The organism is Blastococcus atacamensis (assembly GCF_002938425.1).
Taxonomy (GTDB): Bacteria; Actinomycetota; Actinomycetes; order Mycobacteriales; family Geodermatophilaceae; genus Blastococcus; species Blastococcus atacamensis.
The window spans coordinates 1-25,381 of record NZ_POQU01000035.1 but is presented as its reverse complement, the minus strand read 5'-3'; the positions used below and the strand labels follow the sequence as shown (position 1 = coordinate 25,381).

Sequence of the window (25,381 nt, the reverse complement as noted above, 5' to 3'; positions counted from 1 at the left end):
CGACGACGGCCCGCCCCCGGGGTGCCGGGAACGGGCCGTCGGAGCGGGTCTCAGGCGGGTGTCAGGACGCCGCGCCGCCGAAGAGCGCTTCGCGCAGGGGTCCGTGCAGACTGCGCGCGAACATGTCGGTGACGTGGTTGTCGCGGTAGACCAGCACGTTGCCGATGACGGCGGGGCAGACCTCGGCGTTGCACAGGTGGCCGGTCAGGTCGACGACCCGGACACCGGAGAGACCCTTCGCGGCGGCGACGGCGGGATCCGGGGTGTCCTCGACGGCTGTCTCGCGATCGGTGCGGCACTGCGGCGCATCTGCGCCGTGGCGCTCGACGCACTCCGGCGCGTGGAAGGTCGGCAACGGGGTGTCCCTGAGCACGACGACCTCGATGCCCGCCTCCAGCAGCGGCGCCCAGGCCTCGCGGTACCCCTCCACCTGCGCGGAGAAGGACGTCCACCGGAAGCCCAGGACCGAGGCGTAGCCAGCCGGGTTCATCGCCGAGGTGATCACCGCGCGGGGCTTCAGCTCGAGGATCTGCTCCAGGGTGGCGGCGTTGCCCTCCGGGCACGTCGTCAGGGGGCCCATCGGCGTCCGGGGCAGCGCCATCCCGAACGGGCAGCCGTCGTGGACCATCGCCTGCAGGCGCAGGCCCTCGCCGGCGGCGATGTCCGACAGCACCGTCGCGAACTGGGCCGCGTGCGAGTCGCCGACCAGCACGACGGCCTCGCTCGCGGCGGGGTCGCCGTAGGTGCACGCGCCGGGGGTCATCGTGGCGGGGTCGTACAGGCCGCAGTCGTTCGCGTAGATGATCGGGCCGCTCTCGGCGGCGATGGCGGGATGCGGCACCACCGACCCGGACGTGGGCACCATCTGCTCGGGCAGCAGCGCGGCACCACCGGTGTGGGTGGGGTCCAGGCCTTGCAGGCGGAACTGCTCGAGGCGGTCCTGCAGGTAGAGCCACGGGCCGGCCGCGGTCAGCACCCCGGTCACGACGAGCACGGCGGCCAGCCGGAAGGCACGGGCCGGCGTGGCGGCGCGGGCCCGCCCGGCGTGCGCGGAACCGCGGAACGGCTCCTCGACGAACCGGGTGGAGAGCCAGGCGAGGGCGAGGGAGCCGGCCACCAGGGCGAGGCACTCGATCTTGGTCGGGACCCGCTCGGCGAAGAAGCCGTAGAAGATGATCAGCGGCCAGTGCCACAGGTACAGCGAGTAGCTGATGTCGCCGACGAAGGTCGCCGGCCGCGTGCTCAACAGCCAGGTGGCCGGGCCGGCGCCCGCGGGAACGGACTCGCCGGCCGCCGGGGTGCCGGCGGCGATGACGAGCACTGTCCCGAGCACCGGGACGATCGCGACCCAGCCGGGAAAGGCCATGGCGGTCGTGTAGGTCAGCGCCGACCCGCAGATCGCGGCCAGGCCGACCAGGCCGGCCGTCGTCCGCACCGGCGCGGACAGCCGCAGCCGGGTCGCGACCAGGGCCAGCAGGCCGCCGGCGGTGAGCTCCCAGACGCGGGTGGTGGTCGCGAAGTAGGCGACGTCGTGGTTCGAGGCCGTGTAGACGACGGAGTAGACGAAGGACGCGACGGTGAGGACGGCGATGCCGCCGATCACCACGGCCATGCGCGAGCGGCCGAGCCGGCCGGCCAGCCAGACGAGGCCGATCAGCAGGAGCGGGACCCCGAGGTAGAACTGCTCCTCGACCGCCAGCGACCAGAAGTGTTGCAGCGGCGAGACCGCCTCCGTGGCTGCGGCGTAGCCGCTGCTCATCGCCAGCGCCCAGTTCTGCACCTGGAGGGTGGAGGCCAGGACGCTCTCCGCCGTGCCCTGCCAGCGGCTCAGTGGCAACAGCAGCATGGTCGCGGCCATGACGACCACGAGCACCAGCGCCGACGCGGGCAGCAGCCGGCGGATGCGCTTCATGTAGAAGCTCGTGAGGGAGATCGTCCCCGTGCGGGTGGCCTCGCGGCCGAGGGAGCCGACGATCAGGAAGCCCGAGATGACGAAGAAGACGTCGACGCCGACGAAGCCGCCGCTGAGCTGGTCGGGGCGCAGGTGGTAGAGGACCACCAGGCCGACGGCGACCGCGCGCAGGCCCTGGATGTCGAGCCGCGGGACGTGCGCTCCCCGGGGGCGGGCGGGTTCCGCGCGCTCCGGGCGGACGTCCACCGCGTGGCGCGGCCCCGGGACGGCGGGCACGGAGCGCGATCGGGCGCTGATGACCTGGGTGTCGAACACGCTTGCGGTAACCCCCGTGGGAAGCAGATGGCCCGTCCGGCTTCCCGAGGCCCCCGGCTCGACGATCGGTGATCATGGGGTAGCGCTCAGTAGCTGACGTCGGAACGTTAGCAGCGATGGAGGCCGGTCGCGGAACGGACGGGCCCGTCACATCTCGCGCACCGCAGTGGTCACTCGAGTCACAGAAGCATCACGATCCGAGGATGCTTCGGAAGGCAGGTCTCGGCAGAAGCCCGCAATCTCGGCCCCATCGACGACGCCGTCCGGAGCCTCCGGCCGGAAGTGATGGACACGTTCCTCGGCCGTCCTGCCTGCTGCGGGTCCCTGCGGGAAACTGGATCGGTGCCCCCGTTCCCCGTGCGCCGGTCCACTCCCGTCGGTCCGGTTCTCCTGGCCGCCGTCGCCTCGCTCGTGATCGGGTCCGCGTCGGCCGCCTCGGCCGCGCCGGCCGGGAGCGCGCCGTCCCCGGGGTGGTCGGACGCCGCGGAGGCCGCGACGGCCGCGCCGAGCGGTGCCGCGCCGGCAGCCGACCCCGCCTCGACCGACCGGCGCTCGCCCGCGGGCGCCGGTCCCGGCTCGGTCCTCGCGTCGCTGCTCGCCTCCGCCTTCGCCTCGGCCGTGGAGACCGTGGCGGAGTCCGTGGTCGTCTCGATCGCGGAGGCGGCCCCGCAGGTCGCGCCTCCAGTGGTGCAGGAGACGGTGACCACGTTCGCCGTCATCGGCGACTCGCTCACGGCGGGTGGTGAGGCGATCTCCGGGACCGAGGTCCGGGGGTCGGCCTCCTGGGTCCCGGCCGCCGACGCGGTTCCCGGGCTCCACTTCGCGGGCGGCTGGGCGGTCCCGGGTTCAACCACCGAGGAGATGCTGGCGGCGACCGTGCCCGCCGACGCCGAGGCGCTGGTCATCCTCGCGGGCACGAACGACGTGCTGCGCGGAGTGCCGTGGGAGCGCTCCGCCGTCGCGCTGGACGGCATGGTCGCCTCAGCAGGCATCCCCGTGGTGGCCGTCGTCGCGATCCCGCCGAACGACAAGTTCCCCGAGCTCCGGCAGTCCTACAACGCCGCACTGGCCGCGCTGGCGGCCGCGCGAGGGTGGACCTACGTCGACCCGTGGGCCCCGATCGACGCCGGTGGCACGTTCCTGCCCGGGACGACCACCGACGGGACCCACCTCCCCGACGGCGTCGCCGCGGAGTCCGGCCGGCGCATCGGCGAGGCGGTCGCGGCGCTCGGCTGACCGGGCCGGGTTCCCCGCGACCGGCCGGTCCTCCGCGCGTCTAGACTCGCCAGGTCATGGCCTTCTCCCCGGACCCGCGCACCGGCCTGCCCGTGGTGGCCATGGTCGGCGGCGGTCAGCTCGCCCGCATGACGCACCAGGCTGCCGTCGCGCTCGGCCAGTCGCTCCGGGTCCTCTCCGCCGGCCCCGACGAGTCCGCCGCGCTGGTCGCGGCCGACGTCCGGATCGGCGCCCACGATGACCTGGCGGCGCTGCGGGACCTGGCCGACGGCGCCACCGTGGTCACCTTCGACCACGAGCACGTGCCGACCGATCACCTGCGCGCCCTGGTCGAGGCCGGCGCCCGGGTCGCCCCCGGGCCCGAGGCGCTCGTGCACGCGCAGGACAAGCTGGTGCTGCGCCGAGCACTGGCCGAGGCGGGGGAGCCCCAACCGGCCTGGGCCGAGGTCGCCTCGGCCGCCGACGTCACCGCCTTCGCGGCGGCGCACGGCTGGCCGGTCGTGCTGAAGACCCCGCGGGGTGGCTACGACGGCAAGGGCGTGTTCGTCGTCCCCGACGCCGGGACCGCCGCCGCCCTGGTCGAGCAGCACGGCACGCTCCTCGCTGAGGAGCGGGTGACGTGGGTGCGGGAGCTCTCGGCGCAGGTGGCCCGCTCGCCGTTCGGCCAGGTCGCCGTGTGGCCGGTGGTGGAGACTGTGCAGCGCGACGGCGTGTGCGCGGAGGTCGTGGCGCCGGCGCCCGGGCTCTCCGACGAGCTGGCCACGGCCGCCCAGGAACTCGCCGTCCGGATCGCCGACCGGCTGGGCGTCGTCGGCATGCTCGCCGTCGAGCTGTTCCAGACCGCCGACGGCGTGCTGGTCAACGAGCTCGCCATGCGCCCGCACAACTCCGGGCACTGGACCATCGAGGGCGCCCGCACGAGCCAGTTCGAGCAGCACCTGCGCGCCGTCCTGGACTACCCGCTCGGTTCGACGGCGATGACCGCCCCGGTGGTGGTGATGGCCAACGTGCTGGGCGGTGCCGCCGCGGCCGAGGACTGGGCCGGCCCCGGCCTCGACGAGCGGATCCATCACCTCCTGGCGCACTGGCCCGACGTGAAGCTGCACTGGTACGGCAAGGGGCAGCGCCCCGGCCGGAAACTCGGGCACGTGACGGCGCTGGGGGAGGACCTGGCCGAGGTCCGGGCACGGGCGGTGGCCGCGGCTCGCTACCTCGCCGACGGTGTCGTCGACCCGGCGTTCGCGTTCCCGACCGAGCACTGACCAGCCCGACCACTGACCGGCCGACCACCGAGGAGCCCCGTGACCGAGCAGCGCCGCGACAGCGACGACCCGGTGGTCGGCATCGTCATGGGCAGCGACTCCGACTGGCCCACGATGGAGCCGGCCGCCTCGGCGCTGGAGGAGTTCGGCATCCCGTACGAGGCGCACGTGGTCTCCGCGCACCGCACCCCGCGCCGGATGCTCGACTACGCCGAGTCCGCCGCGGGCCGCGGCCTGCGGGTGATCATCGCCGGGGCGGGAGGCGCGGCGCACCTGCCCGGCATGGTCGCGGCCGCCACCCCGCTCCCGGTCATCGGCGTGCCCCGCGCGCTGGACCGGCTCGACGGCCTCGACAGCCTGCTCTCCATCGTGCAGATGCCGGCCGGCGTCCCGGTGGCGACGGTGAGCATCGGCGGCGGCCGCAACGCCGGACTGCTGGCCGTGCGCATCCTGGCCGCCGGGGACCCGGCGCTCCTCGTGGCCGTGGCCCGCTTCCAGGCCGACCTCGCCGAGCAGGTCGCGGCCCGTGACGTCACCCTGCAGGAGCGGCTTGCTACCGGCGGGTAGTGGGACGTCCTACGATCGGATGCGTGGGTAACGACGCTGCGGGGCTCTACGCCCTGACCGAGGAGCACGAGGCCATCCGTGCGGCCGTCCGCGACATCGCCGAGCGGGAGATCGCGCCGTTCGCGGCCGAGGTCGACGCCGACTCGCGGTTCCCGGTCGAGGCGCAGAAGGCCCTGACCGCCGCCGGCTTCCAGGCCACCCACATCCCCGAGGCCTACGGCGGCGAGGGTGCCGACGCGATCGCGACCTGCATCGTCATCGAGGAGGTCGCCCGGGTCGACGTCAGCGCCTCGCTGATCCCGGCGGTGAACAAGCTCGGCTCGATGCCGATCATCCTGTCCGCCGACGAGGCGCTCAAGCAGAAGGTGCTGCGCCCCATCGCCGCCGGCGACGCGATGATCAGCTACGGGCTCTCCGAGCGGGAGGCCGGTTCCGACGCGGCCGCGATGAAGACGCGCGCCCGGCTCGACGGCGACTCGTGGGTGCTCAACGGCACCAAGGCCTGGATCACCAACTCCGGCATCTCCGAGTGGTACACGGTCATGGCGGTGACCGACCCCGAGAAGGGTGCCAACGGAATCTCCGCGTTCGCCGTCCACCGCGACGACCCGGGCTTCGCCGTGGGCCCCAAGGAGCGGAAGATGGGGATCAAGGGCTCGCCCACCTGCGAGCTCTACTTCACCGACTGCACCATTCCGGCCGACCGGATCATCGGCGCGCCCGGCACCGGATTCAAGACCGCGCTGCGCACGCTGGACTTCACTCGGCCGACCATCGGCGCGCAGGCCGTGGGCGTGGCGCAGGGCGCGCTCGACGCGTCGGTGGCCTACGTCAAGGAGCGCAGGCAGTTCGGCAAGGCGATCGGTGAGTTCCAGGGCGTGCAGTTTCTGCTCGCCGACATGGAGATGAAGATCGAGGCGGCCCGCCACCTGGTCTACGTCGCCGCCGCGGCCGGCGAGCAGGGCCGGCCCGACGTCACCCGCGTCTCGGCCTCGGCCAAGGCCTTCGCCTCCGACGTCGCCATGCAGGTGACCACCGACGCCGTCCAGCTCTTCGGCGGCGCCGGGTACACCCAGGACTTCCCGGTCGAGCGGATGATGCGCGACGCCAAGATCACCCAGATCTACGAGGGCACCAACCAGGTGCAGCGCATGGTGATCGCCCGCAGCCTGCTGCGCTGAGGGTCAGTCGAGCAGCCGGGAGACCGCCGCGAGGCGGGCGTCGCCGGCCATCGCGCTGAGCCACCCCGACCACCCGGGGCGGCTGCGCATGGCGGCCAGCGCCTGCCGGGCGGCCTCCCGGTCACCGCGGCGTGACGCGGCCAGCGCGGCGTAGAGTTCGCGGGCGCCCTCGGGGGCGAACAGCGTGAGGTACTCGTAGTCTCGTTCGTCGTAGGCGCGCTGCAGGTTGCGGAGCATCCGCAGCTGGGCCACCGGGTCCCCTGAGTCGTCGACCCGCAGGTCCACCACGACGCCGTCGTCGTCCTCGGTGGCGGGGGAGCCGGTCACCACGAGCAGCGCGGCGGACTGCCGGCCGCGCAGGTCCCCACCGGCGTCCTGCCCGGCGGTCAGCGCGGCGAGCAGCCGGTCGGGGAGGCTGCCCGTGGCCGACGTGAACGCGTGCGCCATGGCCGGCAGCACCTCCGTGCCGGCCAGCATGTTGCCCTGCACGCTGAAGCCGTCCCCGATCTCGTGACCGCTGACCGGGAACGAGCCACGGCCGGTGTCGGCGGCCACCCGTCCCTGCACGTCGAGGACGGCGATCTGCCGGTCGGCGTCCTCGGCGGAGTGGGCCGCGCGGCGCACGAGGGCCTCCGGCGTGCCGCCTGCGGCCAGACCGTTCAGCAGCGTCGCGCCCAGGCCGCGCCGGCTGCGTGCCTGCACCGCCACCACGCCCACACCGGGGCGCGCGGCGGGCACCGCCCGGCCGACGGCGAGGATGCAGGAGGAGACGGCGATGCCGAGATCGCCGGTGTCCGCGTCACGGGCCACGACCGAGAACGTCACGGAGTTCGGCTGCTCCCTCGTGCCGGACGGTGCGGCGGACCGGACCGGGTCAGGCGGTGCGGCCGAGCTCGCGGACGCCCTCGACCCGGAAGCCGAGGGTAGCCGTCACGCGCTCGGTGGCCGCCCGGTGCGCCTGGCCGTCGGGGTGGCCGGAGCCGACCAGCACCAGCGACGCACCGACCGCCAGCGGCGCCAGCAACCAGGCCGCGGGCCCGGCCTCGGCGGCCACCCGCGCGTCGACCAGCAGCCGGTCGCCCTCGGCGATGCCGAGCCGCGCGGCGAGCTCGGTGGCGGCCTCCACGAGGCCGCCCAGGGAGATCTCCAGACCGCCGAGCGCGAGACCCGGATCGATGGGCCGTGGCGGGGCCCACGGGGCGAAGACGTCGCCGTGCGTGCGCACCTCGACGGCGAAGTCGCGCGCGGGTCCGACGTAGCCGGTCATGCCCATGCCCAGCGGGTGCAGCGACAGGCCGAGCAGCTCGTCGACGCCCTGCTCCTGGATCGGGGCCAGCCGGTCCTGGGCGGCCAGCACGACGTCGACGTCGTCCAGCCGGCCCTCGTCCTCGGCGGCGGTGTCGACCACCGTCGCGCCGCAGCTCCAGGCGCCCAGCAGGACCGCCGCCGTCTGCCAGTGAACCGGCAGCGCGATCGCCACCCTGCTGCCCGGAGCGATGTCGAATTCCTCCTGGAGGAGGTTCGCGGTCTTGGCGACCCAGTTGGCCAGCGTCGTCGCCGACAGCTCCACCCGTTCCCCCGTGGCGTCGTCGTAGTACGTCACCAGGGGCGTGGCGGGGGAGCGGCGCACGGCCTGCGCGAGCAGGTCGGCCGGGGTGGCGGGAGCGGCGGCCATCAGTTGATGCAGGTGGTGTCCGCGGCGGTGCGGGCGTCCTCGCCCTCGGTCTCCGCGGCAGGGGCGGTCGGGGTGACGGCCTGGCCGACCCCGTTGAAGTCGCTGCCGAGGATGACCTGGACGGTGCCGCTCGTAGGGTCCTGGCTCTCCGTGAGCGCGGCCCCGGGGATGGCGGCGGCCACGGTGTTGGCGAGGTCCTCGTCACCGGCGGCGTAGCGGATCTCGGTCTGCTCGAAGTCCATCGACGAGGCGTTGCCCGTGGACCCGACGGGGAAGCCCGCCGCCGCGAGGGCGGTGGCCGCCTTGCCGGCCAGGCCGGACGTGCCCGAGCCGTTGAAGATCTCGACCGGCACCTGCGCGGGGTCGACGGTCTTCGGGGCCTCGGTGGTCGCCGGGGCCGCGGGCTCCGGGGTCGCGGAGAGGTCGGCGAAGAACTCGAGCAGCGTCTCCTCGTCCTCCAGCCGGATGATCGACCGGTTCTGCTCGTCCCGGTCGGTCCCGATGTAGGGGATCGTCTGGAACTCGATGCTGCCGGCGGTCACCGACTGCATCTGCTCGGCGAGCTGGAGCAGGTCGAGGTTCTTGTCCACGGTGAGCGACTCGGCCGCGGCCTGGACGAGCTGGCGCTGCTTGCCGAGATCGAGCAGAACCTCGTCGGAGAGCATCTTGCGCAGCACGCCGGCGATGAAGACCTGCTGGCGGATGATCCGGTCGAAGTCGCCGCGGGGCAGCTCGTGGCGCTGGCGCACGAACTTCAGCGCCTCGGCGCCGCTGATCGTCTGCGGCCCGGCGGCGAACACCGCACCGGAGTAGTAGGAGTCGTCGACCGCCGCGCAGAGGTTGACCTCCACGCCGCCCACGACGGAGCTCAAGTTGAAGAAGCCCAGCAGGTCGACCTCGGCGTAGTGATCGATCTGCAGCCCGGTCAGCCGGCTGATCGTGCGGACCAGCAGCTGGGCGCCCGAGGCCTGCTTCGCGTTCTCGGCGGCGTCGTCGTCCACCTCGGCGTAGCCGTAGGCGTAGGCGGCGTTGAGCTTGTCCTTGCCGTAGCCGGGGATGTCGACGTAGGAGTCGCGGGGGAACGAGACGAACGAGGCCCGCGACCCGTCGGCGGGCACGTGCACCAGGATCATCGTGTCGGTGTTGACGCCGGAGTCGGTGCCGGCGTTGAGCTCGGCGAGCTGCTCCTCGGAGAGCGAGCTGCGGCTGTCGTTGCCCACCAGCAGCAGGTTCATCGCCGCGCCGGCGTTGCCGGTGCCCTCGTTGCCGTCGGTCGGGATGGCATCGGTGCGGTTCACCGTCGCCGCGGCGACCTGACCCAGGTACCAGCCCCAGCCGGAGCCCGCGAGGAGTGCGGCGGAGAGCAGGCCCGCGACGATCCGGGCGGTGACGGCGACCCGGCCGTTGCCCCGGCGGCGCCTCGGCTCGCCGTCGCCGGCGTCCCGGCGCTCATCGGCCGCCGTGCGCGGGCGCCCGGGACGCCCGGCGCGCGGGTCCAGGCGCGGCGGCAGCGGCCGGAGGTCGTCGGCCTCGTAGGGGCCGGGCTCGTTGGTGCTCACGGTGGTGTTCCTTCCCTCGCTCGGATCCGCGCGGCGGTCGACGCCGATGTGCCGCGCTCGGGCGAGGAGGCCCGGCGCGATCGTCGCCGTCCGGTTCGGCGCGACTGCCGGAGGCTCGGGTCCGAATGCTAGGCGCGGAACCTGGGGCCCCGAGGGGAGTCGCGCAGCGACACGGGACACCTGGGACTGGCGGGGCCAGGCGGCCGGACGGGACCGATCCGTCCGGGTCAGACGCCGCCGCGGACGGGGATGGAACGGGCGAACAGGTGGTCGGTGAACTGGCGGAACGCGCCGGAGCCGCCGGCCGCGGTGACCACGTGGTCGGCGACGTCCGTGGCCTCGGGACGGGCGTCCCCGGGAGCGCCGGACACGCCCGCGGCCACGAGCGCGGGGACGTCGTGCACGTCGTCGCCGACGTAGGCGATCTGGGAGAGGGGGACGCCGTACCGGGCGCCCAGCATCACCAGGTCGGCCAGCTTGTCCGTCGAGCCCATGACGCAGTCGTCGACGCGGAGCTTGCGCGCCCGCTCGGCCACGCTCTCGTGGTCCTCGGAGGTGAGCAGCGCCGTGCGGACGCCGGCCTCGCGCAGGAGCTGGAAGCCCTTGCCGTCGCGGGCGGAGAACGTCTTGGTCTCCGTCGCGACGGTTCCGTAGGTCAGGCCGTTGTCGGTGAGGACGCCGTCGACGTCGGTGACCACCAGCCGGACCGGGCCGCTGCGCACCTTGGCCGGTCGGATCCGGTGCGTCCGCAGCAGTGCGTCGGTGACCACCAGGTCGGTGGGGGAGTCGATCTCGACGGCCTCGGCCTCGTCGGTCTCCACCAGGCCGACCCGACCACCGATGCGGACGCCCGACGCCAGCAGCCGCTCGACCGAGGTGGCGTAGACGGCGCCGGTCTCGATCAGGTGTCCCGACCAGTCCTGCCGCCGCGGGCGGGCGTCGGGGGAGTAGTTCACCGGTCGGCCCTCCGCGTCCTCGTCGGCCCAGAGGAACTGGTGACGACGGACCACGGTGAGGGCGCTGTCGTGCGTGGACAGGCGGTCGGCGATCTCGTCGACCACCCCGCTGGACAGCAGCGGGCTCGTCGCCTGCACCAGCGCCACGGCACCCTCGACCTCGAGGTCGCGCACGGCCTCCAGGAGCGCCGACTCGCTGGAGGCGGTGTCGGTGGCCGACTCCGCCGAGCGGGCGTGGATCTCGACGCGGGGGCCGCCGTAGAGGCGGGCGACGGCGGCGATCTCCGCCGAGTCGGTGGAGACGATGACGCGGTCGACCGACGTGGCGCCCACCGCGGCGGCAACGGTCCAGGCGATCAGCGGGCACCCGCCGACGACGGCGACGTTCTTCTTCGGGATCCCCTTGCTGCCACCCCGGACCGGGATGACGACGTTCAGAGGCCGTCGGTCCACTTGAGCTTCTCCCGGGTCGCCTTCTCCACCTCGAGGAGCTCCTCGGCCTTGTAGGTGAGCGCCTTGCTGACGTTGGCCGTGTCGCGCTTGAGCTTGCGCAGGCCGTCGGGCTCCAGCGACGCCGAGTGGTCGGTGCCCTTGGCGGTCCGGTCCAGGGTGAAGTGGCGCTCGATCGCCGTCGCACCCAGGGCCATGGCGGCGACATCGGCGGCGATGCCCAGGTGGTGCCCGGAGAAGCCGACGCGCTGCAGCCGGTCGCCGTAGGCCTCGTCGAGCCGGCGGATCTCCATCAGGGCCAGCTGGTCGAAGGGGACCGGGTAGCCCGACGTGCAGGCGTAGAGGGTGACGTCGGCGAGCCGGCCGCGCTCGTCGAGGAAGGAGACGATCTGCTCCTCCTCGGCGCGGGTGGTCATGCCGAGGGAGATGTGGATGCCGCCGGAGTACTCGTCGCAGAGGATGCCGAGGACCTCGAAGTTGAGGTTCGTCGCCGAGGGCACCTTGATGAACTCGGGAGCGAGCTTGGCGACCTCGCGGGCCGAGGTGGGGTCCCAGACCGACGTGGAGTAGACGACGCCCTCGGCCTCGCAGTGGTCCTTGAGCTCCTCGTGCTGCGCCATGTCGAACTCGAGGAACTCGCGGTGGGCGCCGTAGCTGTCGCCGAAGCTGTGCATCGGGTTGGGGTGGGGCGCGTCGTACTGCTCGGGGGAGAGCAGCTGCCGGTTGTTCCGCTTCTGGAACTTGACGGCGTCGACCTCGCAGAACTTCGCCGCGATGGAGACCATCCGCTTGGCCAGCTCGAGACTGCCGGCGTGGTTGCAGCCGATCTCGGCGATCACCAGGGGGGCTTCAGTGGTCATGTCGGAAGTGCACCCTCTCGAGGCGCCAGCGTGCGCCGTCTGCGGTGTTCGGTGGGAGGAGTACCCGGCCGACGGCCGGCGCGGCAGGTCACGCAGAGTGGCTGCTTCTGCACCATACCCGCCGGGACGGCGCATCTACGCTACGCGCGTGAGGAACCGGTCCGCTGCCTCCGCGGCTCCCGGGCGCGTCGCCCCGGCCGACGGCAACGCCGCCGGAGGGCGCTCCCGGAGGGGTCGTCAGGGGGCCGTGGGGTGACCGGATGAGCCCGGCCACCGTGCTTCTTCGAGCTTGCGCAGCCGCTCCTCGTAGAGCGCCAACCCGCTGAAGCGCACGCGGATCCGCTCGTGCTCGCGGCTCACCTCGTCCAGCAACCGGCGGGACTCGGCGGTCTCCGCCGCGTCGGACTCGAGGTTCACGCCGGAACGCTCGCCGTCGGCGATGCGCACCTCGAGGGAGGCCACGTGCGGACCGAGCCGGTCGAGGTCGAACCGCACCTCGCCGCACTGGTCGCGCAGGCCCTGGACGGCGTCGGAGAGCCGGCGCAGGTCGTCGTCTAGCCGCCGGATATCGCCGGCCAGGTGGTCGGAGCGCTCGTCCACGTGCCGGCGGAGGTCGTCGACGGCGCCACGCAGCTCGGCCCGCAGGTCCTCGCCGGTGCGGTCCACCCGCTCCCGCACCTCGCCGAGGGACGGTTCGGTGCGCACGGCGACGACGTGGTCGAGCTTCTGCTGCACGCGGTTCCAGGCGCCGTTCTGCCGGACCGCGCCGGCGATGCGGCGCAGGCCTCCGCCGCTCACGCGAGCAGCTCCGCACGGCCCTCGTCGATGAAGCTGCGCAGCATGTTCGCCTCCGCTGTCAGTACGTGGTCCTCGGTCAGCTTCGCGTTGCCGCCGTAGGCGTGGTCCCAGGTCGTCTGCACCGGCTCGTACACGAACGAGAAGCCGGCCAGGAGCAGATGGGCGTCGGGATAGAGCGTGCGGGCCAGGTAGGCCGCGACGCTCCCGGTCGTCGCCCACCGGGGCTCCGCCGGGTCGAAGCCCAGCGCCCGGGAGAGCGGCTGGGTGATCTCCCGGTTCGGGACCGGAACCAGGCCGAGGTCGGCGGGCCACCAGCGCGGCAGCCGCTCGCCGTCGAAGTACATGGCGCCGGGCTCGTTGTAGAGGTAGAGCCGTGAGCGGTAGTCCTGGAACACCCAGGGGGTGGCCTCCAGCAGCCACTGGACGACGACGACGTCGGCCCGGGTGCCCAAGCCGCGCATGGTGTGCGCGTCGTCGAGGGCGAACCCGTTGACCCGGATCACCAGATCGGCGGCGTCGATCGCCGTCGCGCGCTCGGGATCGGGCGATACCGGGGCGTTGCCCACGACGGCGATCGTCTCGACGGGGGTGCGGCCGGCGTAGGCCTCGACCAGCCCGGAGACGAGGTCCAGGGCGCTGCGTGCGGGGGCGGTTCCCGTCGGCCGTTCACCTGTCATCGCGGCGACGGTAGCAAGGTCCTATCGGCGGGCCGGTAGCGCGGAGTGCGCATGCGGTCGCAGGTCTGACAACACTCGTCCCACGGGTTCACTCGATGCACTCCTGCGTGTCGAGCCGGGCGCGCCGCGTGACGACATGGCATCTTCCGATCGGACTCAACAGGTCGGTTCCCCCTGACGACAGCTCAGGGGATGCGCCCCGCCCCTCACCGGGGCCGGCGACCGCCGACCACGAAAGGAACGCCCCGTGCGCCGACTCCTCGTGATTCTGGCGGCCTCCTTCGGCCTGGCCGGCCTGCTCCTCGTGCTGCCGGTCTCGTCGCCGCCCCGGCCGGAACCAGTGCCCGTGAAGACCACCTCCGAGGCGGTCGCGATGGGGTCGGTCGCCACCCCGGCTCCGGACGTGGAGATCCAGCAGGGCACCACCGTGCCGGTCGCGGGCGTTCCCGAGGACGAGCCGGTCATGACGCTGACCCGGACCGACACCGGCGGCTTCTCGCTGGTGGGCGTGACCTGGGCGTACGACCCGGCCGTGACCGACACCGTCGTCCAGGTGCGTGTGCAGGACGACGACGGCGAGTGGGGGGAGTGGACCCAGGTCGGCACCGAGGGCCTGGAGCAGGCCGGTGCCGCCGGCGAGAGTCGCGGAGGCACCTCCCCGCTGTGGACCGGCCCGAGCACCGGCGTCGAGGCCGAGCTCGTGACCCGCACGGGCGCGGAGCCCACCGACGTGCGCATCGACCTGGTCGACCCCGGTACCAGTGCGGCCGACACCGCCCTCGGCGAGGCCGAGATCCGCGACACCGCGGACGCGGCGATGGCCATGCCGCCGGTCTACTCGCGTGCCCAGTGGGGCGCCGACCCGGCCCTGCGCACCTGGAGCCCGGAGTTCGCCCCGACGCTCAAGGCCGCCACGGTGCACCACACCGCCGACTCGAACAACTACGGCGCGGGCGACGTGCCGGCGATCATGCGCTCGATCTACACGTACCACGCCAGGAGCCTGGGCTGGGGCGACATCGGCTACAACGTCATCGTCGACAAGTTCGGCCGGCTCTGGGAGGGCCGCGACGGCGGCCTGGCCAGCACGGTGATCGGCGCGCACGCCGCCGGCTTCAACTCCGGCACGTTCGGCGTCTCGATGCTCGGCAACTACGACACCGTCAACACCACGCAGCCGATGGTCGACGCGGTCTCGGCCATCATCGCCTGGAAGTTCTCGCTGTACGGCATCGACCCCAAGGGATCGGTCACGCTCACCTCCGCCGGCAAGACCGGCACCTCCCGGTACGAGAAGGGTGCGCAGGTCACCCTGCCGACCGTCTTCGCGCACCGGGACGTCGGCTCCACCGCCTGCCCCGGCCGCTACGGCTTCGCGCGGATGGGCGAGATCCGCACCCAGGCGTACGACCGCACGATCGCCGCGATGACCCCGATCGAGCGCCGCTACGCCGCCGACGCCGGTCTGCGGGCCGGGCTCGGCGCGCCGGTCGGCACCGAGCAGGCCAAGGACGGTGTCTCCTGGCAGGTCTACGCCAACGGGCGGCTGTACTCCTCCCAGGGCGGCGGCGTGCGCGTGGTCCGCGGAGCGATCCTCGACAAGTACCTGGCCCTCGGCGGGCCCGCCGCCCTCGGCGCCCCGACCGCCGACGACGCCGGCACCTCCGACGGGCGCGGCGCGTTCGTGCGGTTCCAGGGCGGGGACATCTACTGGTCGCCGGCCAGCAGCACGCATGTGGTCCGGGGTTCGATCCTGACCACGTGGCTGGCCCGTGGCGGCGCGACCGGGCACATGGGCTTCCCGACGACGTCGGACGCCCCCACCCCCGATGGTCGTGGTTACTTCACGCGCTTCCAGGGCGGGGACATCTACTACTCGCCGTCCACCGGCACGCAGACCGTCGTGGGTTCCATCCTCGGCACGTGGCTGCAGTCCGGCGGTTCGGCCGGCCCGCTGGGCTTCCCGGCGACCACCGACGCGCTGACGGCGGACCGCAAGGGCGCCTTCGTGCGGTTCCAGGGCGGGGACGTCTACTGGTCGCCGGCCTCGGGCACCCAGATCGTGCGGGGCTCGATCCTGACCACGTGGCTGGCCCGTGGCGGCGCGACCGGGCACATGGGCTTCCCGACGACGTCGGACGCCCCCACCCCCGATGGTCGTGGCTACTTCACGCGCTTCCAGGGCGGGGACATCTACTACTCACCGTCCACCGGCACGCAGACCGTCGTGGGTTCCATCCTCACGACCTGGCTGCAGGCGGGTGGGTCCGGCGGCGTGCTGGGCTTCCCGACGACGACCGACGCGCTGACGTCGGATCGCAAGGGTGCGTTCGTGCGCTTCCAGGGCGGCGACGTCTACTGGTCGCCGGCCACCGGGACGCACATCGTGCGGGGGGCGCTCGCCGGCGCCTACGTCTCCCGGGGCGGCCCGACGGGCTCGCTGGGTTTCCCGACGCGGACGACGTACGCCGTCCCCGAGGGGTTGCGCAGCGACTTCGAGCGCGGGTCGCTGACCTGGAACGCATCCACGTCGGCGATCACCCAGCGTTCCTGATGCGGGTAGGCCCGGCGTGGCACGCACGCGCGGAGCGTGACAGCCAGTAGCGTAGCGATCACAGGGTGCGCCTCTCCGATGTTCCTGGCTGACGGCCGGGCATGACGGGCGGGGCGCCCTCCGCGCTGTACCACCGGGAGTCGTCGTGTCCGCTGCCCCTCGTCGCCGTCGCAGTCGCCCCGTCCTCCTGACGCTGGCCCTCGCGCTGGGAGCCGCCGCCGCGGTCGGCGGCTACCTGCTGCGGCCCACCACGGAGGGCGCGGCGAGCACGGCCGGGGGGAACGGCGCGGCGACCGCGCCGTCCGACGGCGCCACCGAGCCTCCGGTCGACGCAACGCCCGCGACCGGGAGCGCGTCCCAGCCGGCACCGACCGTGGAAGCCGGACCCAGCACGGTTCCCGCGCCCTCTCAGCCGCGGTCGGCGGACGTCGCCCTCACGTACTCGGGGTGGGACCCCGCCGGGGCGGTGGTGGTCGGGGGTGTCGTCCTGGACCGGGTCGAGCAGGGCGGCCGCTGCACGCTGGTCCTCAGCCGCGGCGGCGTCGTCCTGGAGGGCTCCGGCGAGGCGACGCCGGACGCGACCACGACGGCCTGCGGCGAGCTCCGGGTCAGCGGCCCGGAGCTCACCAGCGGCCCGTGGCAGGCGGTCGTCCGGTACTCCTCCGCCACGTCGGCGGGGGAGTCCTCCGCCGGTGAGGTGATGGTGCCGTGATGCCGCGCCCGAGGTGGATCGTCGCGGCCCTGCTCGCTCTCGGCCTGGGGGTGGCCTTCCTCGCCGGGATCTCCCCGCAGCGGCCGGACCTGCACGAGGCGGCCGACCTGAGGCTCTTCAACGCCGGGAACATCGTCAGCGACGGGGTCTTCTACGACCCGACCACGATGACCGCCCAGGCCATCCAGGACTTCCTGGTGGTGAAGGGGGCCTCCTGCAGTGGCGACCGCTGTCTCAAGACCTTCCGGCAGGACACCTGGACGAGGCCGGCGGACGCCTTCTGCGCCGCCTACCAGGGAGCGGGCGGGGAGTCCGCGGCCGCGATCATCCACAAGGTGGGGCTGGCCTGCGGGATCAACCCCCGCGCCCTGATGGTGATCCTGCAGAAGGAGCAGGGCCTGATCGGCTCCCGCGGGCCGTCGGCCTACGCCATCGAGCGCGCGATGGGTTACGCCTGCCCCGACGCCTCGGTCTGCGACTCGCGGTACTTCGGCCTCTACAACCAGCTCTACAGCGCGGCGCACCGGTTCAAGGAGTACCGGGCCAATCCGGCGAAGTTCAACTACCGGGCCGGGATGACCAATTCGATCAACTACGCGCCCATGACCGCGGAGTACGACAACATCGGCGGCACGAGGTGCGGCAAGGCCTCGGTGTACATCCAGAACCAGGCCACCGCCGGGCTGTACAACTACACGCCCTACGTGCCCAACCAGGCCGCGCTCGACGCCGGCTACGGAACCGCGAACGACTGCTCCACGTACGGCAACCGGAACTTCTTCCTGTACTTCACCGACTGGTTCGGCAGCACCCAGTCCTCCGGCGGCGCCGCGGTTCTGGACAAGAACAGCGAGCTCGCCTTTGCCGGGGTCCAGCTGGCGGCGCCCCTGGAGGACGCGACCTGCACCCTGCCCTACGACGGCTGCTCGCGGGCCTACGCCGGCGGCACCATCTTCTGGCACGCGCACACCGGCGCCCACGTGGTGCGCGGCGCGATCCTCGAGAGGTACCTGGCCCTCGGTGGTCCGGCCGGCGCCCTGGGCTATCCGGTCGGCGACGACGCGGCCGCGCCGTTCGGCACCGGCTACTACACCTACTTCCAGGGCGGCGCGATCTACTGGTCGGCCGCCACCGGTGCGCACGAGGTGCGCGGTGCGATCCTCGACGCGTGGCGCCAGGCCGGCGCGCAGGCCGGGGTGCTCGGCTACCCCGTCGGTGGCGACGAGGCGGTGCCCGGCGGGTACCGCACCCGCTTCACCGGCGGTACGACCTACTGGTCGGCGGGCACCGGCGCGCGCACCATCCGCGGCGCGCTGCTGGACAAGTTCGAGCGCTCGGGCGGGCCGGCGGCACTGGGCTACCCGGTGATCAACGACGGCGCGACGTCGACCGGCGACGGCGCGTACGTGGACCTCACCGGCGGTTCCATCTACTGGACCTCGGCCACCGGGGCGCGCGTCGTGCGGGGCGACATCCTCGCCACCTACCGGGCCCTCGGGGCGCAGGCCGGGCCCATGGGCTACCCCACCGGCGACGACATGGCCGTGCCCGGTGGCTACAAGACCGACTTCCGCGGCGGCGCCCTCTACTGGTCGGCGGCGACCGGCACGAAGGGCGTCCGCGGCGCGCTGCAGGCGAAGTACGAGGCGCTGGGCGGTCCGGCGGCACTGGGCTTCCCGCTCGCGCACGACGGCGCCACCACGACGGGCGGCGGTGCGACGGTCCGGCTCCAGGGCGGCGACCTCTTCTGGTCACCGGCCACGGGCGCGCACGTGGTGCGCGGCGCGATCCTGGCGACCTACCGGTCCCTGGGGATCCAGGCGGGACCGATGGGCTTCCCGACCGGTGACGACATGGCCGTGCCCGGTGGCTACAAGACCGACTTCCAGGGGGGCGCCCTCTACTGGTCGGCGGCGACCGGCACGAAGGGCGTCCGCGGCGCGCTGCAGGCGAAGTACGAGGCCCTCGGCGGTCCGGCGGCACTGGGCTTCCCGCTCGCGCACGACGGCGCCACCACGACGGGCGGCGGTGCGACGGTCCGGCTCCAGGGCGGCGACCTCTTCTGGTCACCGGCCACGGGCGCGCACGTGGTGCGCGGCGCGATCCTGGCGACCTACCGGTCCCTGGGGATCCAGGCGGGACCGATGGGCTTCCCGACCGGTGACGACATGGCCGTGCCCGGTGGCTACAAGACCGACTTCCAGGGGGGCGCCCTCTACTGGTCGGCGGCGACCGGGACGAAGGGCGTGCGCGGTGCGCTGCAGGCGAAGTACGAGGCCCTCGGCGGTCCGGCGGCGCTGGGCTTCCCGCTCGCGCACGACGGCGCCACCACCACCGGCGGCGGCGCCGTCGTGCGGCTGCAGGGCGGCGAGATCTACTGGTCCCCGGGCACGGGTGCGCACGTCGTCCGAGGTGCCACCCTGGCCAGGTGGAAGCAGCTCGGCGGCCACGCGGGGAGCCTCGGGTTCCCGGTCGGCGACCCCACCGCCGTCGCTGGTGGGCAGCGGACCGACTTCCAGCGCGGGTACCTGCTGGAGGCGTCCGACGGAACGGTGCAGGTCGGCGCAGCGGGCTGATCGGAGCGGCGCGGCAGCGCCCCGGAATCCTCCTGGGATACCTGTGACGGATGGGGTCCGGAATCGGCCCGAAGTCGGGCCGGGCTCCTGTGACGTGGTTATGCTGCCGTTACCGAATGCCGGTCGGTGACGCACGTCGTCACCGGAGCCGGTGGTGATCCACGCCCGGCCGAGCGTCGCGCGACATGGACCGTCACGTCGTCGTCCTGAGGACTGCAGATCTCTATGACCACCACTTCCGCCGCGACCACCGCCGACGGGACCGTCTCGACGCCGGAGGTCACCAGCCTGGCGCAGCGCGTCCTGACGCTGCCGCCGGCCCTCGGGCTCCCGGCCGAGCTCTACGCCAAGCGCGTGCAGGGGCGGGTGCACCTGGAGCGCACCGCCTTCACGCTCGACCCGCACTCGGCGCTGAGCACCAACACCTACTTCGGGCGCATCCCGGCGTCGTACTGGCAGCGCTGGACCGGCGTCACGACGATGACGTTCGAGGCCGAGTTCTCGGGTGAGGGTGTCGTCGAGCTGTTCGCCAGCGACTTCGTCGGCGAGCCGCGCACGATCGGCGGCCAGGAGGTGTCCGGCTCCGGTCGGATCTCCCTCGACGTGCTCATCGACAAGTTCGTCGACGGCGGCGCCATCTGGGCCGACTTCCGGTCGGCCGACGGCAGCCTGACGATCACCTCCCCGCGGTGGACCATCCCGACCCCGCCCCGGGTCCGCAAGACCTCCGTCGTCATCTGCACCCACAACCGGGCCGACGACTGCATCAAGACCCTGCAGACGCTCGCCGCCGACCTGCCGGCGCTGGACCAGCTCGACTCGGTCTACGTCATCGACCAGGGCGACAAGCGCGTGTCGGCCCACCCGGCGTTCGAGCAGGTCTCCGCCGACCTGGCCGGCCGGATGCACTACATCAACCAGGCCAACCTCGGTGGCGCCGGCGGGTTCACCCGCGGCATGTACGAGATCACCGAGATCGAGGACGAGCACCACGCGAACGTCCTGTTCATGGACGACGACATCATCCTCGAGCCGGAGTCGATCATCCGGCTCACCGCGTTCGCGAACTCCGCGCGCCAGCCGGTCATCGTCGGGGCGCAGATGCTCTACGCGCTGCACCCGAAGCGGCTGCACACCGGCGCCGAGTACGCCGACCTGAACATCCTCGAGGCCGGCAAGGTCGTTCCCCGCGCCCTGTGGAACGCCGACATGACCAAGGAGAACCAGGAGCTCCGGGTCGACGGCGTCTACAACGCCTGGTGGAGCGCCATCCTCCCGTCGGAGATCGTGTCGGCGACCGGCTACCCGCTACCGATGTTCTTCCAGTGGGACGACATCGAGTACGGCTACCGGGCGCGCGAGAACGGCTTCACCACCGTCACCCTGCCGGGCGCCGGCGTGTGGCACGCCGACTTCACCTGGAAGGACCAGGACGACTGGGCGCGCTACTTCAGCGTCCGGAACAGCCTGATCACCGCCGCGCTGCACTCCGACTTCCGCAGCAAGAGCCTGGCACGGGTCCTGTTCGGCCGGCTGGTCGCCTTCGTGACGTCGATGCAGTACGGCCTGGCCGCCACCGCCATCAAGGGCATCGACGACTTCCTCGCCGGCCCGGAGTTTCTGCACGACGGCGGGCAGCGCGCGCTGTCCGAGGTCCGCGAGCTGCGCAAGGCGTTCCCGGAGACCGTGATCCACAGCGCGTCGGACGTGCCGGACCTGCCGCTGCGCGGCGAGGACACCGAGCGGGCGGCCGGCCACCCGTCGATGCTCAAGGCGGTCCTGGCCAAGCGCCTCCTCTGGCAGCTGACCGGCCGCAACGGCGGATCCGTGAACGTGCCGCTCGAGGACTCCCACTGGTGGCACGTCTCCCGCTACACGAAGGCGGTCGTGACCGACGCCTCCCAGGGGGGCGTCCGGGTCCGTCAGTTCGACAAGGACACCGGCGTCCGGCTGCTGAAGGAGTCCTTCGCGGCCTGCATGCGGCTGGCGAAGGAGGGCCCGGCGGCGGCCGCGGCCTACCGGCAGGCGCTGCCCGAGCTGACCAGCCGGGACAACTGGCGACGGCTGTTCGACGGCGGGGCTGAGTAAGCACCGATGTCCTCGAGTCGTACTCGCGAGGCCGCGCCCGCCGGGAGCGGCGGGCCGGCGGAGAGCCGTTCCGGTGGGGCAGGCAGCGCCCCGATCCCCACCGGGCGGAACTTCAGGTCCGCCTTCGCGGACCTGCGCCGGGGCTGGGACCAGCGTGAGCTGTGGCTCCACCTGGGTTGGCAGGACATCCGGCAGCGGTACCGGCGCTCGGTCCTCGGCCCGATCTGGATCACCATCAGCATGGCGGTCACCGCCATCGCGCTGGGCATCCTCTACTCGGGACTGTTCGGAATCGAGCTGGCCACGCTGCTGCCGCACGTGCTGGTCGGGATGATCGTCTGGGCCTTCATCTCCGGCTGCATCACCGAGGGCTCGGAGGTGTTCGTCGCCAACACGGGGCTGATCACCCACCTACCGGCGCCGATCAGCATCCACGTGTACCGGCTGGTGTGGCGGCAGACGCTGTTCTTCGCCCACAACCTGATCGTCTACGCCGTCATGCTCGTGGCGTTCCCGCAGCCGCTGCGCTGGACCGACCTCTCGGCCTTCCTGGCGATGGCCCTGCTGATCGTCAACGGCACCTGGGTGGCGCTGCTGATCGGCATCGTGAGCACCCGGTTCCGCGACCTGCCCCCGGTGACCCAGAGCCTGGTGCAGCTGCTGTTCTTCCTGACGCCGATCGTCTGGATGTACGACGTCCTGCTGGACAACCCGGCCGTCGCCGAGCGGGCTCGGCTGGTGGAGCTCAACCCGCTGTTCCACTTCGTCGAGATCATCCGGCGGCCGATGCTGGGCCAGGACCAGGAGTGGCGTACCTGGATCATCGTCGGCGGGATCGCCGCGGTGGGCTGGGCCGTGACCCTGCTGGTCATGCGGCGTTACCGCAGCCGCGTCGCGTACTGGGTCTGAGGAGAGCACCACCATGGTCAGCATCGACGTTCGCGACGCGAGCGTGGACTTCCCGATCTTCGACGCCAAGTCGCGGTCGCTGAAGCACACCGTGCTCGGCGTGGTCGGCGGCAACGTCGCCGCCAACGCCAGCAAGGTCATCGTCATCGAGGCCCTGCACAACATCAACCTGCACGTCTCCGAGGGCGACCGGCTGGCGCTGGTCGGCCACAACGGCGCCGGCAAGTCCACCCTGCTGCGGCTGCTGTCGGGCATCTACGAGCCCACCAGCGGTGAGGCGCGGGTCAACGGGCGCGTGGCACCGGTCTTCGACCTCGGCGTGGGCATGGACCCGGAGATCTCCGGGCTGGAGAACATCATGGTCCGGGGCCTCTTCCTGGGCATGTCCCGCAAGCAGATGGAAGCCCGCGTCGACGACATCGCGGAGTTCACCGAGCTGGGCAACTTCCTGCACATGCCACTGCGGACCTACTCCACCGGTATGCGCGTGCGGTTGGCCCTGGGCGTCGTCACCAGCATCGACCCGGAGATCCTGCTGCTCGACGAGGGCATCGGCGCGGTCGACGCCTCCTTCCTCGAGCGGGCGAAGGGCCGGCTGAAGGACCTGGTGGACCGGGCCGGCCTGCTGGTCTTCGCGTCGCACTCCGACGACCTGCTCAAGCAGCTGTGCACCTCGGCGCTGTGGATGGAGCACGGCACCATCCGCCAGCAGGGGCCGCTGGACGAGGTCCTGGGCAGCTACAACCACGGCCGCGACCACGCGACCTCGGAGGGCTGAGTGTCCCGCGCGGGTGCGGGGGTGGAGCGCGACGACGACCGCGTCATCGCGGTCATCGTCACCCGGCACCGTCCCGACTCGCTGAAGCAGGCGCTGGCCGCCCTGGCCATCCAGACCCGGCCGGTCGAGTCGGTGATCGTGGTCGACAACGGCCCCGACCAGCCGGCCGAGGAGGTCGTGCGCGCCAGCGGGCTGCCGCACACCTACGTGGCCTCCCAGACCAACCTCGGCGGCGCCGGCGGCTTCGCCCTGGGGATGCTCACCGCGCTCGCGCAGGGCGCCGACTGGGTCTGGTGCGCCGACGACGACGGCCGGCCGGCCGACGAGCACGTGCTCGCCACGCTGCTGCGGGTCGCCCGCGAGCGGGACCTCGGCGAGGTGTCGCCCACGGTCGCCGACATCGACGACCCCGACAAGTTCGCCTTCCCGGTGCGCACCGGCCTGCGATGGAAGGGCGAGCGGTCCGGGCTCAAGGACGACGCGTTCCTGCCCGGCTATGCGTCGCTGTTCAACGGGGCGCTCTTCGCGGCCGGCACGCTCAGCCTGGTCGGCGTGCCGGACCTCCGCCTGTTCGCCCGCGGTGACGAGACCGAGATCCACCGGCGGATGGTGCGCGCCGGCGTCGTCTTCGGCACCGCGCTGGACGCCACCTACCTGCACCCCAACGGGCGGTCCGAGTTCGTCCCGATCCTGGGGGGCCGGCTGTCCGCGCAGTACCCCGAGACGGCGTGGAAGCGCTACTACACCTACCGGAACCGCGGGTACCTCATGCGGCAGCCGGGCATGCGCTGGCTGCTGCCGCTGGAGCTCGTCCGGTTCTCCTGGTTCTTCCTGGTGACCCGGCGTGATCCGGCGGGCTACCGCGAATGGCTGGGCCTGCTGCGCGCCGGCCGCCACGAGCGCTTCACGCCCGCGGCCTGAGAGAGCTGCCCACCGACCCGCACCTGGCCGGCGACGACGAAGGGGCCCCCACCGCCGCGCGGTGGGGGCCCCTTCGTCGTGCGGGTCCGGTCAGTCGTCCAGCCGGCCGTCGAGTGCGCCGCCCTGGTCGAAGAACGGCCGGATGCGGTTGTCGAACATCGTCAGCGCCGAGCCGATCGCCATGTGCATGTCCAGGTACTTGTAGGTGCCGAGTCGGCCGCCGAAGAGGACGCGCTTCTCCTCGGCCTCCTTCTTGGCCAGTTCCCGGTAGCGCTCGAGCTTGGCCCGGTCCTCGGGGGTGTTGATCGGGTAGTACGGCTCGTCGCCGCTCTCTGCGAAGCGCGAGTACTCCCGCACCACCACGGTCTTGTCCTCGGGGTAGTCCCGCTCGGGGTGGAAGTGCCGGAACTCGTGGATCCGGGTGTAGGGCACGTCCTCGTCGGCGTAGTTCATGACCGCGATGCCCTGGAAGTCGCCGATCGGGAGGACCTCGGTCTCGAAGTCCAGCGTGCGCCAGCCGAGCTCGCCGGCCTCGTAGTCGAAGTACTTGTCGATCGGGCCGGTGAAGACGGTCGGCACGTCGGCCGGCAGCTCGTCCCGGACGTCGAAGTAGTCGGTGTTCAGCCGCACCTCGATGTTCGGGTGGTCGGCCATCCGGGTCAGCCAGGCCGTGTACCCGTCCTTGGGCAGACCCTCGTAGGTGTCGTTGAAGTAGCGGTTGTCGAAGGTGTAGCGGACCGGGAGCCGGGCGATGATCGCCGCCGGCAGCTCGGTGGGGTCGGTCTGCCACTGCTTCTTCGTGTAGCCGCGGATGAACGCCTCGTAGAGCGGGCGCCCGATGAGGGAGATCGCCTTCTCCTCGAGGTTCGTGGCCTCGGCGGTGTCGATCTCGCCGGCCTGCTCGGCGACCAGGGCGCGCGCCTCGCTGGGGGAGAAGCTCTTGCCGAAGTACTGGCCGATGGTGGCCAGGTTCATGGGCAGCGAGTAGGTCTGGCCCTGGTAGATGCTGAACACGCGATGCTGGTAGTTCGTGAACTCGGTGAACTGGTTCACGTAGTTCCACACGCGCTCGTTCGAGGTGTGGAAGAGGTGCGCGCCGTAGACGTGCACCTCGATGCCGGTCTCCGGCTCGGGGGCGGAGTAGGCGTTGCCGCCGATGTGGTCGCGGCGGTCGATGACCAGCACGCGCTTGTCCAGCTGGCTGGCGACGCGCTCCGCGACCGTCAGGCCGAAGAAGCCGGAGCCGACGATGACGAGGTCAGGTCCTGTGGTGGTCACGGGGCTCGACGGTACCTGCAGCGGGGGGGCACCACGACCACGACGGGGACATTCCGGTGGTGAGAGGACCCGTTCCGTCACAGTGACCACACGTGCCCCGACGGGGTGGTCCGGGGG

Annotated in this window: 20 protein-coding genes; 11 read left to right on the top strand and 9 right to left on the bottom strand. The window is 72.6% G+C overall.

Going from position 1 to position 25,381, the window contains the following annotated elements:
- Nucleotides 1–61: 61 nt before the first annotated feature.
- A complete protein-coding gene (locus tag C5508_RS10300) occupies nucleotides 62–2,227 on the bottom strand; it encodes an acyltransferase family protein (RefSeq protein WP_157944058.1) in 2,166 nt (721 codons plus the stop codon).
- Between the two features lie 342 nt (nucleotides 2,228–2,569).
- Between C5508_RS10300 and C5508_RS10295 the strand changes: the two genes are divergently transcribed.
- Genes C5508_RS10295 through C5508_RS10280 form a run of 4 tightly spaced genes read left to right on the top strand, consistent with a single transcriptional unit; the run spans nucleotide 2,570 to nucleotide 6,473 of the window.
- A complete protein-coding gene (locus C5508_RS10295) occupies nucleotides 2,570–3,463 on the top strand; it encodes an SGNH/GDSL hydrolase family protein (RefSeq protein WP_104524851.1) in 894 nt (297 codons plus the stop codon).
- Between the two features lie 56 nt (nucleotides 3,464–3,519).
- Complete coding sequence (locus tag C5508_RS10290) at nucleotides 3,520–4,725, top strand: 5-(carboxyamino)imidazole ribonucleotide synthase (protein WP_104524850.1); 1,206 nt, start codon at nucleotides 3,520–3,522, stop codon at nucleotides 4,723–4,725.
- Nucleotides 4,726–4,764: 39 nt separating this feature from the next.
- Complete coding sequence (gene purE / locus C5508_RS10285) at nucleotides 4,765–5,292, top strand: 5-(carboxyamino)imidazole ribonucleotide mutase (RefSeq protein WP_232797040.1); 528 nt, start codon at nucleotides 4,765–4,767, stop codon at nucleotides 5,290–5,292.
- A 23-nt stretch (nucleotides 5,293–5,315) separates the two neighbouring features.
- A complete protein-coding gene (locus C5508_RS10280; protein ID WP_104524849.1) occupies nucleotides 5,316–6,473 on the top strand; it encodes an acyl-CoA dehydrogenase family protein in 1,158 nt (385 codons plus the stop codon).
- Between the two features lie 3 nt (nucleotides 6,474–6,476).
- Here the strand turns inward: C5508_RS10280 and C5508_RS10275 are convergent, their stop codons facing one another.
- The 7 genes from C5508_RS10275 to C5508_RS10245 form a co-directional block, all read right to left on the bottom strand.
- On the bottom strand, nucleotides 6,477–7,298 hold the full coding sequence (locus tag C5508_RS10275; protein WP_104524848.1) for a DUF1028 domain-containing protein: 822 nt from the start codon (nucleotides 7,296–7,298) through the stop codon (nucleotides 6,477–6,479).
- 49 nt (nucleotides 7,299–7,347) lie between these two features.
- Complete coding sequence (locus tag C5508_RS10270; RefSeq protein WP_104524847.1) at nucleotides 7,348–8,148, bottom strand: TIGR03089 family protein; 801 nt, start codon at nucleotides 8,146–8,148, stop codon at nucleotides 7,348–7,350.
- Nucleotides 8,148–9,707 (bottom strand): LCP family protein, encoded by a 1,560-nt coding sequence (locus tag C5508_RS10265; protein ID WP_104524846.1) that lies wholly within the window; start codon nucleotides 9,705–9,707, stop codon nucleotides 8,148–8,150. Before C5508_RS10265 ends, C5508_RS10270 begins: the two co-directional genes overlap by 1 nt.
- Before the next feature lie 227 nt (nucleotides 9,708–9,934).
- Nucleotides 9,935–11,116 carry an acylneuraminate cytidylyltransferase gene (locus tag C5508_RS10260; protein WP_104524845.1) on the bottom strand — a complete coding sequence of 394 codons (1,182 nt, stop codon included), beginning with the start codon at nucleotides 11,114–11,116 and terminating at the stop codon, nucleotides 9,935–9,937.
- Nucleotides 11,098–11,973, bottom strand: a complete 876-nt coding sequence (locus C5508_RS10255) for an N-acetylneuraminate synthase family protein (protein ID WP_104524844.1) — start codon at nucleotides 11,971–11,973, stop codon at nucleotides 11,098–11,100. The genes C5508_RS10260 and C5508_RS10255 overlap by 19 nt, the downstream gene beginning before the upstream one ends.
- A 237-nt stretch (nucleotides 11,974–12,210) precedes the next feature.
- Entirely contained in the window at nucleotides 12,211–12,771 is a 561-nt protein-coding gene (locus C5508_RS10250; RefSeq protein WP_104524843.1) for a hypothetical protein, read from the bottom strand.
- Nucleotides 12,768–13,448 (bottom strand): hypothetical protein, encoded by a 681-nt coding sequence (locus C5508_RS10245; RefSeq protein WP_104524842.1) that lies wholly within the window; start codon nucleotides 13,446–13,448, stop codon nucleotides 12,768–12,770. The genes C5508_RS10250 and C5508_RS10245 overlap by 4 nt, the downstream gene beginning before the upstream one ends.
- A 247-nt stretch (nucleotides 13,449–13,695) precedes the next feature.
- Between C5508_RS10245 and C5508_RS10240 the strand changes: the two genes are divergently transcribed.
- From C5508_RS10240 to glfT1, 7 genes are all read left to right on the top strand, one after another.
- Complete coding sequence (locus C5508_RS10240) at nucleotides 13,696–16,002, top strand: N-acetylmuramoyl-L-alanine amidase (RefSeq protein WP_232797039.1); 2,307 nt, start codon at nucleotides 13,696–13,698, stop codon at nucleotides 16,000–16,002.
- Between the two features lie 145 nt (nucleotides 16,003–16,147).
- On the top strand, nucleotides 16,148–16,714 hold the full coding sequence (locus tag C5508_RS10235; protein ID WP_104524841.1) for a hypothetical protein: 567 nt from the start codon (nucleotides 16,148–16,150) through the stop codon (nucleotides 16,712–16,714).
- Nucleotides 16,714–19,290 (top strand): hypothetical protein, encoded by a 2,577-nt coding sequence (locus C5508_RS10230; protein ID WP_157944057.1) that lies wholly within the window; start codon nucleotides 16,714–16,716, stop codon nucleotides 19,288–19,290. Before C5508_RS10235 ends, C5508_RS10230 begins: the two co-directional genes overlap by 1 nt.
- 225 nt (nucleotides 19,291–19,515) lie before the next feature.
- Complete coding sequence (locus tag C5508_RS10225) at nucleotides 19,516–21,378, top strand: glycosyltransferase (protein WP_104524839.1); 1,863 nt, start codon at nucleotides 19,516–19,518, stop codon at nucleotides 21,376–21,378.
- A 6-nt stretch (nucleotides 21,379–21,384) separates the two neighbouring features.
- Nucleotides 21,385–22,287, top strand: a complete 903-nt coding sequence (gene wzm / locus C5508_RS10220) for a galactan export ABC transporter permease subunit Wzm/RfbD (RefSeq protein WP_104524838.1) — start codon at nucleotides 21,385–21,387, stop codon at nucleotides 22,285–22,287.
- Between the two features lie 13 nt (nucleotides 22,288–22,300).
- Entirely contained in the window at nucleotides 22,301–23,065 is a 765-nt protein-coding gene (gene wzt / locus C5508_RS10215) for a galactan export ABC transporter ATP-binding subunit Wzt/RfbE (RefSeq protein WP_104524837.1), read from the top strand.
- Between the two features lie 21 nt (nucleotides 23,066–23,086).
- Nucleotides 23,087–23,986 (top strand): galactofuranosyltransferase GlfT1, encoded by a 900-nt coding sequence (glfT1, locus tag C5508_RS10210; RefSeq protein WP_198598008.1) that lies wholly within the window; start codon nucleotides 23,087–23,089, stop codon nucleotides 23,984–23,986.
- Nucleotides 23,987–24,076: 90 nt separating this feature from the next.
- Here the strand turns inward: glfT1 and glf are convergent, their stop codons facing one another.
- Nucleotides 24,077–25,264 (bottom strand): UDP-galactopyranose mutase, encoded by a 1,188-nt coding sequence (gene glf, locus C5508_RS10200; protein ID WP_104524835.1) that lies wholly within the window; start codon nucleotides 25,262–25,264, stop codon nucleotides 24,077–24,079.
- Nucleotides 25,265–25,381 lie beyond the last annotated feature (117 nt).

Bases quoted from the DNA above. Each gene is read 5' to 3' on its own strand.
- C5508_RS10225 (WP_104524839.1), top strand. From the start codon at position 19,516: ATGACCACCACTTCCGCCGCGACCACCGCCGACGGGACCGTCTCGACG.
- C5508_RS10290 (WP_104524850.1), top strand. From the start codon at position 3,520: ATGGCCTTCTCCCCGGACCCGCGCACCGGCCTGCCCGTGGTGGCCATG.
- C5508_RS10270 (WP_104524847.1), bottom strand. From the start codon at position 8,148: ATGGCCGCCGCTCCCGCCACCCCGGCCGACCTGCTCGCGCAGGCCGTG.
- wzt (WP_104524837.1), top strand. From the start codon at position 22,301: ATGGTCAGCATCGACGTTCGCGACGCGAGCGTGGACTTCCCGATCTTC.
- C5508_RS10255 (WP_104524844.1), bottom strand. From the start codon at position 11,973: ATGACCACTGAAGCCCCCCTGGTGATCGCCGAGATCGGCTGCAACCAC.
- C5508_RS10245 (WP_104524842.1), bottom strand. From the start codon at position 13,448: ATGACAGGTGAACGGCCGACGGGAACCGCCCCCGCACGCAGCGCCCTG.
- wzm (WP_104524838.1), top strand. From the start codon at position 21,385: ATGTCCTCGAGTCGTACTCGCGAGGCCGCGCCCGCCGGGAGCGGCGGG.
- C5508_RS10230 (WP_157944057.1), top strand. From the start codon at position 16,714: ATGCCGCGCCCGAGGTGGATCGTCGCGGCCCTGCTCGCTCTCGGCCTG.